The sequence below is a fragment of the Micromonospora polyrhachis genome (assembly GCF_014203835.1).
Taxonomy (GTDB): Bacteria; Actinomycetota; Actinomycetes; order Mycobacteriales; family Micromonosporaceae; genus Micromonospora_H; species Micromonospora_H polyrhachis.
On record NZ_JACHJW010000001.1, the window covers coordinates 3,971,137 to 3,984,732 of the forward strand.

Annotated in this window: 16 protein-coding genes; 6 read left to right on the top strand and 10 right to left on the bottom strand. The window is 69.3% G+C overall.

Annotation, left to right across the window (positions count from 1 at the left end; translation table 11 throughout):
* The first annotated feature begins 71 nt into the window (after positions 1–71).
* Both FHR38_RS17375 and FHR38_RS17380 read left to right on the top strand, forming a co-directional pair.
* On the top strand, positions 72–728 hold the full coding sequence (locus tag FHR38_RS17375; RefSeq protein ID WP_184535661.1) for a response regulator transcription factor: 657 nt from the start codon (positions 72–74) through the stop codon (positions 726–728).
* 11 nt (positions 729–739) lie between these two features.
* A complete protein-coding gene (locus tag FHR38_RS17380; protein ID WP_184535662.1) occupies positions 740–2,119 on the top strand; it encodes a sensor histidine kinase in 1,380 nt (459 codons plus the stop codon).
* Between the two features lie 36 nt (positions 2,120–2,155).
* On the opposite strand, the gene FHR38_RS17385 is transcribed toward FHR38_RS17380, so the two are convergent.
* The 3 genes from FHR38_RS17385 to cutA form a co-directional block, all read right to left on the bottom strand.
* A complete protein-coding gene (locus tag FHR38_RS17385) occupies positions 2,156–3,106 on the bottom strand; it encodes a TAXI family TRAP transporter solute-binding subunit (protein ID WP_376771483.1) in 951 nt (316 codons plus the stop codon).
* A gap of 103 nt (positions 3,107–3,209) precedes the next feature.
* Complete coding sequence (locus tag FHR38_RS17390; RefSeq protein WP_184535664.1) at positions 3,210–3,905, bottom strand: hypothetical protein; 696 nt, start codon at positions 3,903–3,905, stop codon at positions 3,210–3,212.
* A gap of 119 nt (positions 3,906–4,024) precedes the next feature.
* Positions 4,025–4,366 (bottom strand): divalent-cation tolerance protein CutA, encoded by a 342-nt coding sequence (cutA, locus tag FHR38_RS17395; RefSeq protein WP_184535665.1) that lies wholly within the window; start codon positions 4,364–4,366, stop codon positions 4,025–4,027.
* 190 nt (positions 4,367–4,556) lie between these two features.
* On the opposite strand from cutA, the gene FHR38_RS17400 reads away from it, so the two are divergent.
* Positions 4,557–5,510, top strand: a complete 954-nt coding sequence (locus tag FHR38_RS17400) for an HpcH/HpaI aldolase/citrate lyase family protein (RefSeq protein WP_184535666.1) — start codon at positions 4,557–4,559, stop codon at positions 5,508–5,510.
* A 66-nt stretch (positions 5,511–5,576) separates the two neighbouring features.
* Here the strand turns inward: FHR38_RS17400 and FHR38_RS33250 are convergent, their stop codons facing one another.
* Both FHR38_RS33250 and FHR38_RS17410 read right to left on the bottom strand, forming a co-directional pair.
* On the bottom strand, positions 5,577–5,984 hold the full coding sequence (locus FHR38_RS33250; protein ID WP_184535667.1) for a DUF4190 domain-containing protein: 408 nt from the start codon (positions 5,982–5,984) through the stop codon (positions 5,577–5,579).
* Between the two features lie 23 nt (positions 5,985–6,007).
* Positions 6,008–6,502, bottom strand: coding sequence for a DUF4190 domain-containing protein (locus FHR38_RS17410; protein ID WP_184535668.1), 495 nt, complete (start codon positions 6,500–6,502; stop codon positions 6,008–6,010).
* 188 nt (positions 6,503–6,690) lie between these two features.
* Between FHR38_RS17410 and FHR38_RS17415 the strand changes: the two genes are divergently transcribed.
* Positions 6,691–7,530 (top strand): SDR family NAD(P)-dependent oxidoreductase, encoded by an 840-nt coding sequence (locus FHR38_RS17415; RefSeq protein WP_376771484.1) that lies wholly within the window; start codon positions 6,691–6,693, stop codon positions 7,528–7,530.
* 30 nt (positions 7,531–7,560) lie between these two features.
* On the opposite strand, the gene FHR38_RS17420 is transcribed toward FHR38_RS17415, so the two are convergent.
* Positions 7,561–8,148, bottom strand: a complete 588-nt coding sequence (locus tag FHR38_RS17420) for a DUF4190 domain-containing protein (protein WP_184535670.1) — start codon at positions 8,146–8,148, stop codon at positions 7,561–7,563.
* Between the two features lie 176 nt (positions 8,149–8,324).
* On the opposite strand from FHR38_RS17420, the gene FHR38_RS17425 reads away from it, so the two are divergent.
* On the top strand, positions 8,325–9,524 hold the full coding sequence (locus FHR38_RS17425) for an acyl-CoA dehydrogenase family protein (protein WP_184535671.1): 1,200 nt from the start codon (positions 8,325–8,327) through the stop codon (positions 9,522–9,524).
* 54 nt (positions 9,525–9,578) lie between these two features.
* On the opposite strand, the gene FHR38_RS17430 is transcribed toward FHR38_RS17425, so the two are convergent.
* Entirely contained in the window at positions 9,579–10,712 is a 1,134-nt protein-coding gene (locus FHR38_RS17430; RefSeq protein ID WP_184535672.1) for an epoxide hydrolase family protein, read from the bottom strand.
* Positions 10,713–10,840: 128 nt separating this feature from the next.
* On the opposite strand from FHR38_RS17430, the gene FHR38_RS17435 reads away from it, so the two are divergent.
* Positions 10,841–11,797, top strand: coding sequence for a helix-turn-helix transcriptional regulator (locus FHR38_RS17435; protein WP_184535673.1), 957 nt, complete (start codon positions 10,841–10,843; stop codon positions 11,795–11,797).
* A gap of 6 nt (positions 11,798–11,803) precedes the next feature.
* Here the strand turns inward: FHR38_RS17435 and FHR38_RS17440 are convergent, their stop codons facing one another.
* The 3 genes from FHR38_RS17440 to FHR38_RS17450 are packed head-to-tail and all read right to left on the bottom strand — an operon-like array spanning position 11,804 to position 13,523.
* Entirely contained in the window at positions 11,804–12,211 is a 408-nt protein-coding gene (locus FHR38_RS17440) for a CoA-binding protein (RefSeq protein WP_184535674.1), read from the bottom strand.
* Between the two features lie 44 nt (positions 12,212–12,255).
* Positions 12,256–13,164 (bottom strand): HTTM domain-containing protein, encoded by a 909-nt coding sequence (locus FHR38_RS17445; protein ID WP_312882224.1) that lies wholly within the window; start codon positions 13,162–13,164, stop codon positions 12,256–12,258.
* Entirely contained in the window at positions 13,146–13,523 is a 378-nt protein-coding gene (locus FHR38_RS17450) for a hypothetical protein (protein WP_312882225.1), read from the bottom strand. Before FHR38_RS17450 ends, FHR38_RS17445 begins: the two co-directional genes overlap by 19 nt.
* Positions 13,524–13,596: the final 73 nt, after the last annotated feature.

Genomic DNA, 13,596 nt, shown 5'->3' on the forward strand with positions numbered 1-13,596 from the left:
GAAGCGGATGATGCCGCCATCGGGGGGACAACCGGCACAATGACTGCGGTGTACGGGGGAGGGGAGGACAGGTGCGCATCCTGCTGGTCGAGGATGACACCCGGGTGGCCGCCGCGATGGTCTCCGCGTTGACCCGTCGTGGTTACGACATCGAACACGCGGCGACCGCCGCTGCCGCCCTGGCTGCCGCCCCCTGCGATCTGGCGCTGTTGGATCTGACCCTGCCCGACGGGGACGGCATGGAGGTGTGCCGGAGACTGCGGGAACGCAGCGCCCAACTCGGCATCATCGTGGTGACCGCTCGGGGAGAGGAACGTGAGCGCGTGCTCGGCCTGCGGATGGGCGCCGACGACTACGTGGTGAAGCCGTTCTCGATCGTCGAGTTACAGGCTCGGATCGAGGCGGTGCTACGGCGCGCGGCGATCGCCGCGCCCCAGCACACCGTCATCGACCTCGGCCGGGTCCGCATCGACGTGCCGGCCCGCACGGTCACCGTCGACGGGGAGCCGGTGACGTTGACCCGTAAGGAGTTCGACATCCTGGTTTCCCTGGCCCGGCAGCCGGGACTGGTCGTACCCCGGGACCGGATCCTGTTGGACGTCTGGCAGACCACCTGGGCGGCCCGGCACACCGTGGAGGTGCACGTGGGCTCGCTCCGGGCCAAGCTGGGCGATCCCCGGCTGGTGGAGACGGTACGCGGGGTCGGCTACCGGCTGCGCGGCGAGTAGCGGGAACTGCGGTGCGCCGACGCTTGGTCACCAGCTATCTACTGCTGATGGTCCTGGTGCTACTCGCGTTGGAGACCCCGTTGGCGATCACCCTGGCCAACCGGGAGACCGACCAGGTACGCGCCGACCGGCTCGCCGACGCGACCCGGTTCGCCTCCCTCTCCGGGCCGGCGCTGCGCAGCGGTGCGGTCGGGACGCTCCGTGCCGAGCTGGAGCGCTACGACGAGTTGTACGCCATCGGCGTCTCCGTGGTCGACCGGGAACACCGGACGGTCCTGGTCACGGCGCACTACCCGGGCACAGCCGCCCCGGTCGAGCCAGCGGCCCGGGCCGCCCTCGCCGGGCAGCAGTTCACCGCGCCGGCGGCGGTCTGGCCGTGGAGCGCCGGACCGCTGGTGGTGGCCGTACCGATCGCCGACGGTGGAGAGGTGCTGGGGGCGGTGGTCATCTCCTCGCCGATCATCCGGGTACGCAACACGGTGCGAAACTGGTGGTTGGTCCTGGTCAGCGTCGGGGTGGTGGCCGTACTGGCCTGTGTGCTGACCGCGTTCCGGCTGGCCGGGTGGGTGCTGCGGCCGGTCACCGTGCTGGACGCGGTGACGCACGAGATCGCCGGCGGCGACCGCGACGCCCGGGTGCAGCACCAACTCGGGCCACCTGAGCTGCGGCGGCTGGCGGCGAGCTTCAACGACATGGCGGATGTGGTCTCCGACGCGATGGAACGGCAACGGGCCTTCGTCGCGCACGCCAGTCACCAACTGCGCAACCCGCTCACCGCGCTCCGGCTGCGGGTGGAGGAGCTTGGGCCGAGCCTGACCGACGAGTACGGCCGTACCGAGCACCAGTTGGCGCTGGAGGAGACCGACCGGCTGGCCGAGGTGTTGGACGGGCTGCTCACGTTGGCAAGGGCGGAACGGGGCCGGGACCGGCTGGTGGTGGTGGACGCCGGTGCCGTGGCGGTGTCCCGGGCCGTCGCGTGGCAGCCGCTGGCCCGCCACCGGTCCATCGCACTGGAGGTCGTCGTGCCGGAGCACCCGATGCCGGCCCGTACCGTGCCGACAGCGGTGGACCAGACACTGGACGCGCTGATCGACAACGCGGTGAAGTTCACCGAGCCGGGTGGTCGGGTCGAGGTGACCGTGGCGCAGGTCGACGATGGCGTGGCGGTGACCGTACGCGACACCGGGCGGGGGATGACCGCCGACCAGCTCCACCAGGCGACCGAGCGGTTCTGGCGGGCTCCCGACGCCCAGAACGTCAGCGGCGCGGGGCTCGGCCTGACCATCGTCGCGGTGCTGGTCGACGTCTCCGGCGGGCGGCTCACCATGCGTTCGGCGCAGCCGCAGGGGCTGGCCGCCACCGTTTGGTTCCAGGCCCCCGAGGACGAATGATCACTGCCCGGGGCTGGGGCTTGCCGGACCGGAAGGTCAGGGTTTGTTGGATCGGTAGTAGCGGGCCGCACCGGGGTGCATCGGCAGTGGCTCGGTGGCGATCGCCGACAGCGGGCTCAACCGGGCGGCGGCCGGGTGGGCGGCGGCCAGTTCGTCCCGGCGCTGCATCAGCAGCCGGGTCAACTCGTACACCAGGTTCTCCGGCAGGGTCGGGCCGACGATGAGGAAGTTGGGGTTGGCGATGGTGGTCACCGGGTCCAGCCCGTACACCGAACGGGGGACGTCGCGGGCGACGTACACCTCCCGGTAGGCGTTGCGCAGCGGTTCGATGTACGCGTTGAGGTCGACGAGCCGGACCGGGGTGTCGGCGGCAAGTTCGTGGATGGCGTTCACCGGCAGGCCACCGGAGAAGAAGAAGGCGTCGATACTTCCGGCGCGCAGCGCGGCCACGGAGGCGTCCAGCCCCAACTTCTCGGTACGGATCACGCCGGTCAGCCCGGCGACCGCGAGGAGGCGGTTGGCGGTGACCTCGGTGCCGGAACCGGAAGCACCCACGGAGACCCGACGATCGCGGATGTCCGTCAGCTGGTGGATCGGATCGTCGGCCCGGGTTACCAGGTGCAACAGGTCGTCGTAGACCCGGGCCATGGACGACACCTGGTAGCCGCCGGTCGGCGTGATGGGCAGGACGTCGGCCTGGGTGAAGCCCAACTCTGCCGTTCCGTTGGTGACCATCGTGACGTTCTGCGCCGAGGCGGCGGTCACCAGGACACTGGCCCGTACGTTGGGCAGTTCGCGGTTGAGGATCGTGGCCAGTGACTGCCCGAAGGCGTAGTAGACCGCGGTGGGGCTGCCGGTCGCGATGCGGATCTCGATCGGAGCCGCCTCGGTGGGGCGGCAGCCGGTGGTCAGCAGTGCCGTCGCCGTCAGCAGCGCCGTCGTGGCGAGCAGGGCGGCGGCGGTGCGCAGCCACGGCGAGGTACGGATCACGTACGACACACTCCGGCGACGGTCGGGGACGGCGTCGCCAGTCTCGCCTACTTGGCCGCTCGCTGCATACCGTGCGAACGGCGGACCAGTCCTCGGCGGGTCAGGAGGAGGTCACCAGGGGGGACCGGTATGCGGTGTTCTGCATGATCCGTCGCTTGTCCACTCCGGCCGGCACGCTGACCAGGAAGCAGCCGGATCGGCGGTCCAGCGAGGCCGTCGCGCCGAGCAGTTGGGCGCTGCGGACGAGTACCCCGGCGAGGTCCTGGTCGCTGACCCGTACCCCGAGGATGTGCTTGTGGATGTGTCGGCCGGCGCCGAGCAGCACCGCGCTCCAGGCGGCGGCGGCCAGCCGGGGGCGCCACTGCTGCCGGACGGTCGAGGTGCCGGCGGTGATCGGGCTGTGCAGCGCCTCTCGGGCCTGCCGCCAGGCCAGGTCGATGGTGGCGGTGTACTCCGCCTGACATCGCGCCGGTACTCCCAGTCGGTGCACCGTGTAGCGCCGCCGCAACCCGGCGGTGACCGTCTCCTCCTCGACCGGGATCTCCAGGCGGGCCATCAGCTGACGCATTCGTTCGGCAGCGGTCGGCTGACTGAACTCGACCAGGGTCCGTGCGCCGGCCAGTGCCCGAGGGAGGGGTCGCTGGCTGTACTGCGTCATGGCGGGCCGCGCGGGCATCGACGCGCACCGCAGCAGGCAGGCCAGCTCGAACGCGTCGACCAACGTCGACCAGGCCAGCCGGGTCGGGGGAGTGCTGTTGCCGGGCGGGGCGGTGCCCAGGGCGAGGTGGGCCGACATCGTACGCTCCTAGGGTCGTTCGGGGGTTTCCCAAACGGTGCCGGTTGCATGCGCGCGGCGGTACCGGTTAGAGCCAGACTTGAGGGAAACTTGCGGACCGGGGCGGCCCGATGCACACATTACGGCGCTGACCTGGGCTGCTGGCGGTGGGTCTCCTGCTGGATCCAGGTCAGGTAAGCCGGATTGCCGCCGGTGATCGAGGTGCAGATCACCTCCGGTACGTCGTACGGGTGGGCTGCGCGCAGGTGTTCGATCAACGCCTCAGCCCGGTCCTCGGTCGTCTTGAACAGCACCAGCCACTCCTCGGCGTCCTGCACCTCGCCGTCCCACCAGTAGGTGCTGATGATCGGGCCGACGACCTGGCCGCAGGCGGCGAGCCGGGCCTGTACGGCGGAGCGGCTCAACTCGACCGCTGCCGACCGGGCGTCGACGGAGGTGGAAACCTGCTGGTAGCCGGTCATCGGCGGCACTCCTTCACGGGCTGGCTCGCGGCTGTCACCGGACGCCAGTCTGCCCCGTGGTCGAGGGCAGTGAAATCCTGCACAGGTTGGTTCTCTCGCATCCCTCGGCGCGGTTACCGTGGCGTAACAACCACCTTATGATCGTTAAGTTGGGCCGGGATGCGCGTCCGGCCGACGAAAGGAGCCTGCGATGGCCAACCTCGGACGCCCCCGCCGGTCCTGTCTGGCCGTACCCGGGTCGAGCGTGAAGATGCTCGGCAAGGCCCAGGGACTCCCGGCCGACCAGGTCTTCCTGGACCTGGAGGACGCGGTGGCCCCGCTGGCCAAGCCGGAGGCGCGCAAGAACATCGTCGCGGCGCTCAACGAGGGGGACTGGGCCGGCAAGACCCGGGTGGTACGTGTCAACGACCTGACCACGCCCTGGACCTATCGGGACGTGATCGCGGTGGTCGAGGGGGCCGGGGCCAACCTGGACTGCGTCATGCTCCCCAAGGTGCAGACGGCCGCGCACGTCGAGTGGCTGGACCTGACCCTCACCCAGTTGGAGAAGACGCTCGGGCTGCCGGTGGGTGGGATCGGCATCGAGGCACAGATCGAGAACGCCGCCGGCCTGGTCAACGTGGATGCCATCGCCGCCGCGTCGCCCCGGGTGGAGACGATCATCTTCGGTCCCGCCGACTTCATGGCTTCGATCAACATGAAGTCACTGGTGGTCGGCGCATTGATTCCGGACTACCCGGGCGACCCCTACCACTACATCCTGATGCGGATCCTGATGGCCGCCCGGATGTACGACAAGCAGGCCATCGACGGGCCGTTCCTGCAGATCCGCGACGTGGACGGGTTCCGGGAGGTGGCGAAGCGTTCGGCGGCCCTGGGCTTCGACGGCAAGTGGGTGCTGCACCCCGGCCAGATCGAGGCGGCCAACGAGGTCTACTCACCGACCCAGGACGACTACGACCACGCGGAACTGATCCTCGACGCCTACACGCACTACACCTCCGAGGCGGGCGGTCGGCTGGGTGCGGTGATGCTCGGCGACGAGATGATCGACGAGGCGTCGCGCAAGATGGCGCTGGTCATCGCGGCCAAGGGGCGGGCCGCCGGAATGGTCCGTACCCGCACCTTCAGCGTCGAGGAATAGGCTGCTCCGTAGCGGGGCGTGTCGGCTGTGCTCCGTCTGCGCCCCGCTACGCCGCGGTCAGGCCTGCTAGCCGGAGGCAGCCGTGCCGGCGATGAGCGTGCCCATGAGTACGAAATAGCCGACCAGGAACAGGGCCGTGATCACGCCCAGTCCGACCCCGATCCAGCCGACGATGATCCCGGCCAGGGCCAGGCCGTCGCCCTCCTCGCCGGTGTTACGGATCTCGGCTCGGCTCCGGTTGCCGAGGTAGACGGCGATTCCGCCGAGCAGTGTGCAGGTGAAGAGGCTGGCCAGCGCGACGACCAACGAGGCGATCGCCATGTTGTTCGTCGGACGGCGTATGACGAACTGCGGCTGGGGATAGGGCGGTGGCGGGTACGGCGGCGGTCCGGGGGACAGGAACGATCCGCCTGGCCCGTCCGCAGCGGGTGACCCACTGGTGCTGGAACCCGGGGGAACTTCTGGAGTCTCCACCGGACCTCCTCAATACGGTCGGGTCAGTCAGTGGTGCCGTAGTCGGTGGTCGGTTCGTAGTTGGCGGCCCAGACGATGAAGCCGATGATGGCGAGGGTGGCGATCAGCGCGATGGCGGTCGCGATCCAGCCGACGATGATCCCGGCCAGTGCCATGCCGTCGCCGCTCTCCCCCTTCTCCCGGATCTGCCGTCGGGAGACGTGGCCGAGGATCGCGCCGATGATGCCGATGTAACCGCCGAGCCCATAGCCGCAGAGGCCGAGGATGCCGACGATGGACACGACCAGCGCGGCGATCGACATCCCGTTCGTCGGCGGCGCGGCGGCGATCATCGGGTAGCCGTACCCGGGATAGGCCCCAGCGGGGGTGCCATCCGGGTTGACCGGCTGCCCACTGACCGGGTATCCGCTGATCGGCTGGCCACTGACCGGGTATTTGCTGACCGGCTGGTTCGGATCCGGGTAGCCAGCGGGCTCCTGGGTGCCCTGGGACGGGTCGTTCCAGTTCGGATAACTCATTTAAGGATCTCCGTCTGCGAGGGGTGCGCCGCCAGGGTAGTCGTTCACTGCCAGTGACACTGCCCCCGTTTCGCGGAGTGTGCGTTGCCCGTACCAGCGGAAGAGGGCAGGATCGCGGCATGGCATTCGATGCGCGTGCCGGGGACAGGTCCGTCAGCCGCCTTCGGCGGGACGCGACCCGCCCCGGGCTGGCCCGCCGCCACCGCACCGTCCCGTCCGGCGTCGACCCGATGGGCGTCGAGGCTTCGGTGCCCGAGCCGGAGCCGGTCACCATGCGGCTCGACGGCCGGGTGGCGCTGGTTACCGGTGCCGGCAGCCCCGACGGGATCGGGTACGCGACCGCCCGCCGGTTGCGTGACCTGGGAGCCCGGGTGGCGATCGTCTCGACCACCCGGCGTATCCACGAGCGGGCCACCGAACTGGGCGCGACCGGCTTCGTCGCGGACCTCACCGACGAGTCGGAGGTGGGCGCACTCGCCGATGCGATCGCCGAGCAGCTCGGCGAGGTGGAGGTGCTGGTCAACAACGCCGGGCTGGCGAGCCGGGCGAGCCCGGAGGTGCTGCGGCCGGTCGCTCAGCTCTCCTTCGAGGAGTGGCAAGCGGAGATCAACCGCAATCTGACCACAGCGTTTCTGTGTAGTCGGGCGTTCATCGGTGGGATGGCCGAGCGCGGCTGGGGGCGGATCGTCAACCTCGCCGCGACCGCGGGGCCGGTCAACGCGTTACCGACCGAGGCGGCGTACGCGGCGGCCAAGGCGGGGGTGGTCGGGTTGACCAGGGCGTTGGCGATGGAGATGGTCGCCGACGGCGTGACGGTCAACGCGGTGGCCCCGGGCACGATCTACACGGCGGCGTCCACGATGGCGGAGTTGAAGCAGGGCCTCGGCACCCCGGTGGGACGGCCGGGTACGCCGGATGAGGTGGCTGCAGCCATCGCCTTCCTCTGCTCGCCGGCGGCCTCCTACATCACCGGTCAGATGCTGGTGGTGGATGGCGGCAACAGCGTCCGCGAGGCGCAGTTCCGCTAGCCAGACATCCCAGTTGGGTCTCCGACGTCCCTAGTAGGTCGTGCCGCTGTCCGAGCCGGCCCAGAAGATCAGCACCACCCAGGCGCAGCAGGCGACCAGATACAACGCGGTGAAGATGTAGCTGAGGATCAGGCCCCAGAAGGCCAGCTGGTCGCCCTGCTCGCCGGTCTGCTTGATTTGCTTGCGGGCGATGTGCCCGAGTGCGATGCCGGCCGGAGCGAAGACGAACGCGAAGACCAGCGACAGGATCGCCAGGACGTTCATGCCCCGGTGTTGCCCCGGACCGGGCGGGGGATAGCCCGGCTGCCCGTACTGCCCGCCGGGCTGCCCGTACTGGCCGTACTGGCCGTGTTGCCCGTATTCACCGCGCTGGCCGCCGTACTGGCCGGGCTGACCGTATTCGCCGGGCTGCCCGTGCTGGCCGCCGTACTGGCCGGGCTGACCGTGCTGCCCGTGTTCACCGTGCTGGCCGCCGTACTGGCCCGGCTGGCCGTATTCGCCGGATTGACCGGGCTGCCCGTACGGCGGCTGAGGAGTACCCGGCTCGGACGGCTGTTGCCCGTATGGGTCGGGTGGTCGTTGTGGATCTTGCGGTTCATCCGGATGTGGATAGGTCATGACTATCGTCCTCCTTGTCCGGACGCTACCGGCAGCCGTGAACCTTTTCACAGCGGATGCCGGGACTCGCCGCCTTGGCTGTCCTCTCCCTCGCCGCGATACTTATCGAGCGTTCAGTTACTCGTCGGTACGTCGTCTGCGTTTCGACCGACGCCCGTGAATCTTCGGAGGCTGACATGGCCCGACTCGCCCAGACTCCCGGCCTGACCGATGTGCAACGGTCGATCCTGGAGACCGTACGGGAGTTCGCCGATCGGGAGATCATCCCCAATGCGCAGCGGCTGGAACGGGCCGACGAGTACCCCGCGGAGATCGTCGACGGCATGCGGGAGATGGGGCTCTTCGGGCTCACCATCGACGAGGAGTACGGCGGTCTCGGGGAGTCACTGCTGACGTACGCCCTGGTCGTAGAGGAACTCTCCCGGGCCTGGATGTCGATCTCCGGGATCGTCAACACCCACTTCATCGTGGCGTACCTGATCTCCCGGCACGGCTCCGAGGAGCAGAAGCGGTCGCTGCTGCCCCGGATGGCCACCGGCGAGGTACGCGGCGCGTTCTCCATGTCCGAGCCGGGCTGCGGTTCCGACGTCTCCGCCATCCGGTCCAGGGCGGTACGCGACGGCGACAACTTCGTGCTCAACGGGCAGAAGATGTGGCTGACCAACGGGGCGTACTCGTCGGTGGTGGCCACGCTGGTGCGTACCGACGTCGGCGCCGACTCGGTCTACGGCAACATGACGACCTTCCTGGTGGAGAAGGAGCCCGGCTTCGGTGAGACCGCTCCCGGGCTGACCATCCCGGGCCGGATCGAGAAGATGGGCTACAAGGGCGTCGAGACCACCGAGATGATCCTCGACGGGGTGACCGTGCCGGCTTCGGCCGTACTCGGCGGGGTCGAGGCGGGCCTCGGCCGGGGCTTCTACCAGATGATGGACGGCATCGAGGTGGGCCGGGTCAACGTGGCGGCCCGCGCCTGCGGCATCTCCATCCGCGCCTTCGAGTTGGCCGTCGCGTACGCCCAGCAGCGGCAGACCTTCGGCGCGCCGCTGACGAGGCACCAGGCCATCGCCTTCAAGCTCGCCGAGATGGGTACGAAGATCGAGGCCGCCCACGCGCTGATGGTCAACGCGGCCCGGCTCAAGGACTCGGGAGCGCGCAACGATGTCGAGGCCGGCATGGCCAAGCTGCTCGCCTCCGAGTACTGCGCCGAGGTCGTCCAGGAGTCGTTCCGCATCCACGGCGGCTACGGCTACTCCAAGGAGTACGAGATCGAGCGGCTGATGCGCGAGGCCCCGTTCCTGCTCATCGGCGAGGGCACTTCGGAGATCCAGAAGACGATCATCTCTCGGGGCCTGCTCAAGGAGTACAAGCTCTGACCGGTGGTGGTGGGGCAGGTGATTCCCCACCACCACCACCACCACCGAGCCAGCTCATCGGAGCTTGGCGAAGAACCTCCGGATGTCGGCGGCGTGGTGCGTCGGTACCTCCATGGCGACGAAGTGGCCACAGCCCTGGTTGTCCATCGGCCAGTGGATGATCTTGTTGTGCTCCTCGGCGAGCCGCTTGAACAGCGCCGGCCCGCCCCCGTAGACGCCACTGGGCACCAGGTTCTGCCCCTGTGGCCAGAAGAACTCGCTGTTGTCGTACATGAACCAGGACGAGCTACCGGCCGTCCCGGTCAGCCAGTACAGGGTCGCGTTGGTGAGGAGCTGGTCCCGGTCGATGGCCTGCTCGGGCAGGTCGACGGTGATGCAGAACTCCTGGAACTTGTGCATCAGCCAAGCCAGCAGGCTGACCGGAGAGTCATTCCAGCCGTACGCGAAGGTCTGCGGCGCGGCCCGCAGGAGCGTGTGGTGGTCGAGGCCGCCAGTCGACCATTCCTGCATCTGCGCGTAGTCGGCCCGCTCGGCCTCGCTCATCCCCGGCACGTCAGCCTCGGTGGGAAACCCGAACCCACCGTTGATGTGCACCCCGACCACATGCTCTGGAGCAACCTTGGCCACCTCGGGAGCGAGGTAGGCACCAAGGTCCCCGCCCTGGGTGCCGTACCGGTCGTAGCCGAGCCGGGCCATCAACTCGGCCCAGATCCGGGCCACCCGCTCGACGCTCATGCCGGTCTCGGTCGGTGCCGAGGAAAAGCCGAACCCGGGGATGGAGGGGGCCACCACGTGGAATGCCTGAGCTGGGTCACCGCCGTGGGCCCGGGGGTCGGTCAGCGGCCCGATCAGCTCGGTGAACTCGACGATCGAGTTCGGCCAGCCGTGGGACAGGATCAGCGGCAGCGCATCCGGTTCGGGGGAGCGGACGTGCAGGAAGTGGATGTCCAGCCCGTCGATCTCGGTCATGAACTGCGGGAACTCGTTCAGCCGGTCCTCCTGCGCGCGCCAGTCGTAGCCGGTGCCCCAGTACTCGGCCAGGTTCCGGAGGTAGTCGACCGGCACACCCCGGCTCCACCCGGCACCGGGGAGCTGGCGGGGCCAGCGGGCCCGAGCCAGCCGGTCGCGCAGGTCGTCGAGGTCGGCCTGCGGGATCTCGATCCGGTACGGGCGGATATCGCTGTTCATCAGGTTCTCCTTCGGGTACGTCTGTCGTCGCCGCTATCGGGCGTGGAAACGCCATCCGGTGCGACGTGGAGAACGGTAGACAAGATGTAGGTCAGCTCCTGTCACACATGACTGGCATCCTTTGCGTCATGACCGACACCCCGGGGCGACTGCTGAATCTGCTGTCGCTGTTGCAGACTCCGCGCGAGTGGCCGGGCGGTGAGCTTGCCGACCGGCTGTCCGTCAGCCTGCGGACCATCCGGCGGGACGTCGAGCGGTTGCGTGACCTCGGCTATCCGGTGCGGGCCACGATGGGCGCGACCGGCGGCTACCGGCTGGTCGCCGGCACGGCAATGCCGCCCCTGCTGCTCGACGACGAGGAGGCGGTGGCGATCGCGGTCGGCCTGCGGACGGCGGCCGGGCACGCGGTGGCGGGCATCGAGGAGTCCTCCGTACGGGCGTTGGCGAAGCTGGAGCAGGTCCTGCCGTCCCGGCTGCGGTACCGCGTCGGCACCCTCAACGCCGCGACGGTGCCGATGCCGACCGGGGACCGGTCGAAGGTCGATCCAGAGGTCCTCACCGTGCTGGCGGCGGCGATCGCCAACCGGGAGCGGTTGCGCTTCGACTACCGGGACAACGACGGTGGTGGGAGCCGGCGGCTGGTGGAGCCGCACCGCCTGGTGGCGGCCAGCCGCCGCTGGTACCTGGTGGCCTACGACAACGATCGGAACGATTGGCGGACCTTCCGGGTCGACCGGATCGGACAACCACAACCCACCGGTGTACGGACCCCACCCCGCGAACTGCCCGCTGCGGACGCTGCCGAGTACGTCACCCGCCGGCTCTACAGTGTCGTCCCCACCTACCGGGCGGTGGCCACCCTGTACGCGCCGGCAGACGAGGTCAGCGGCCGGGTGGGTGACGGGCCGGGGGACGTGGAACCGATCGACGAGCACAGCTGCCGGCTGCACAGCCACACCGACACCTTGGAATGGTTGGCGTTCCGGCTGGTCATGCTCGGTTGCGAGTTCGAGGTGCACGAACCGCCGGAACTGGTCGACTATCTGCGTGCGATGGGTGCCCGAGCCGTCCGGGCAGCGGGCTGACCTGGGTCAGGAAAGGTGGGCGAGGTTGCCGGCGGCTCGCTCGATCACCAGGCACCGGTCCTCGACGTAGTCGACCCCGGCCTCCTCGGCGGTACGCCGCGCTTCGGGCGAGACGATGCCCAGTTGCAGCCACACCGCCGGTGCGCCGATCGCAACCGCGTCCCGGACCACCGCCACGGCGTCCGCCGCCGGCCGGAACACGTCGACCAGGTCGACCGGGTGCGGGATGTCGGCCAGGGAGCGGTAGACCTTCTCGCCGAACAGCTCGTCGGCCTCCGGGTTGACCGGGATGATCCGCCAGCCGTACCGCTGCATCTCCTGCGGTACGCGATATGCCGCCTTCGCCGGGTTACGGGACGCGCCGACGACGGCGATCACCCGGGCATCGGCCAGGATCTGCTGAGGAGTACGCACCCGGCGACTGTAACGCCGTCGGCGGGCTGCCCGTCATGGGTGGCCTACAGCAACGTCAACCGCTCGGCCCCGGATCCGCGTGTCGGGGAGCGGGCGGCCCGACGTAGCCAGTGGATCGGGCGGATTCGTTCCAGCGACAGGAAGCTCGCCATCGCCACCAGGTGAGGGGCGAACGAGATGGTGATGGTGGAGACCGTCACCAGATGAAACGAGTAGAAGAAGGCCACCAGCACCCGCCGCCACCGCTCGGAGACCAGGAACACCGCTGGGCTCAACAGTTCGAACGCGATGATCCCGAACTGGGCGACGATCAGTAGGTAGGGCACCTGAGCGATCAGGTCGGCGAGTTCGGTACCGCGACGGATGATTGCTCGGGCGAGCACCGAACCAGTCAGCCACTCCAGACCACCGAAGCGGAGCTTGGCCCAGGCGGCGAGGAAGTAGGTGCAGACCACGGCGATCTGGGTGACCCGCAGCGCCCAACCACCGGCCTCGGTACGGGTCGCATCACCGTGCCGGGCCCGCCCGGCGGTGGGCAGCACCGCGAGCGCGATCAGGAAGGCGAACCGGTCGTGGTCCACCTTTCCGCAGCTCATGGCGATGATCATCCACTCGAAGTAGAGCAGGAAGATCGGCCAGCCCAGAGCGCGCGGTGCCCGACCTGTGGCGGCGACGAGGGAGAAGGCCAGCAGCGCCCAGAAGATGGTGTCGACCAGCAGCGGGGTCGGGGTCGGCAACGGCAGCAGCCGCCCGATGAACAGGGGCTGATAGAGCGCAGCCCCGGTGTCGCCGTGGTGGCGTATCCACGGGGTGAAGATGACGAGGTCGGCGGCGACGAAGAGGTAGACCAGGGTGCGGAAGGCGGCGATCCGACCTTGCGGAACCGCGGCGGTCAGCCACCGTCCGGCCGCGGCCGACCAGCGTCGGGCCCTGGTCAGGATGCTGCTCGCCACGACACGATGGTCTCGTCGGTGAACTTGCCGGTCGGCCGGCCGGCGGTGATGCCGTACCAGCGGATCACGATGCGCACCTCGACCATCGCCGGCGCTTCGGGATGACGTCGTGCGTACGCGTCGGCCAGTTGACGTAGCAGGGCCGGTTCCGCCGCGTACCGGGCCTGCTGGCCCTCGATCTCAGCCCGCCGGATGCCGGTGCTGCCCTGATCCAGGGCGATCAGCGTGCCGGTGCTGTCGACCCCCTCGACACGGGTGTCCGGTGCCGGGGCGTTCGGTGGGTTCGAGGTGGAGTACATGCGGAACGGGCCGAACGGAAAGTGATCGTCCTGTCCCCAGACCGTGCCGACGAGCAGCACAGCAAGTCCTATTGCGGCCCCCCACACGCGGGTGGCTCTGCCGCGACCTGTCAACGTGTTCATCGCGCGTCGG

Bases quoted from the DNA above. Each gene is read 5' to 3' on its own strand.
- FHR38_RS17390 (WP_184535664.1), bottom strand. From the start codon at position 3,905: ATGTCGGCCCACCTCGCCCTGGGCACCGCCCCGCCCGGCAACAGCACT.
- cutA (WP_184535665.1), bottom strand. From the start codon at position 4,366: ATGACCGGCTACCAGCAGGTTTCCACCTCCGTCGACGCCCGGTCGGCA.
- FHR38_RS17400 (WP_184535666.1), top strand. From the start codon at position 4,557: ATGGCCAACCTCGGACGCCCCCGCCGGTCCTGTCTGGCCGTACCCGGG.
- FHR38_RS17410 (WP_184535668.1), bottom strand. From the start codon at position 6,502: ATGAGTTATCCGAACTGGAACGACCCGTCCCAGGGCACCCAGGAGCCC.
- FHR38_RS17420 (WP_184535670.1), bottom strand. From the start codon at position 8,148: ATGACCTATCCACATCCGGATGAACCGCAAGATCCACAACGACCACCC.
- FHR38_RS17425 (WP_184535671.1), top strand. From the start codon at position 8,325: ATGGCCCGACTCGCCCAGACTCCCGGCCTGACCGATGTGCAACGGTCG.
- FHR38_RS17430 (WP_184535672.1), bottom strand. From the start codon at position 10,712: ATGAACAGCGATATCCGCCCGTACCGGATCGAGATCCCGCAGGCCGAC.
- FHR38_RS17435 (WP_184535673.1), top strand. From the start codon at position 10,841: ATGACCGACACCCCGGGGCGACTGCTGAATCTGCTGTCGCTGTTGCAG.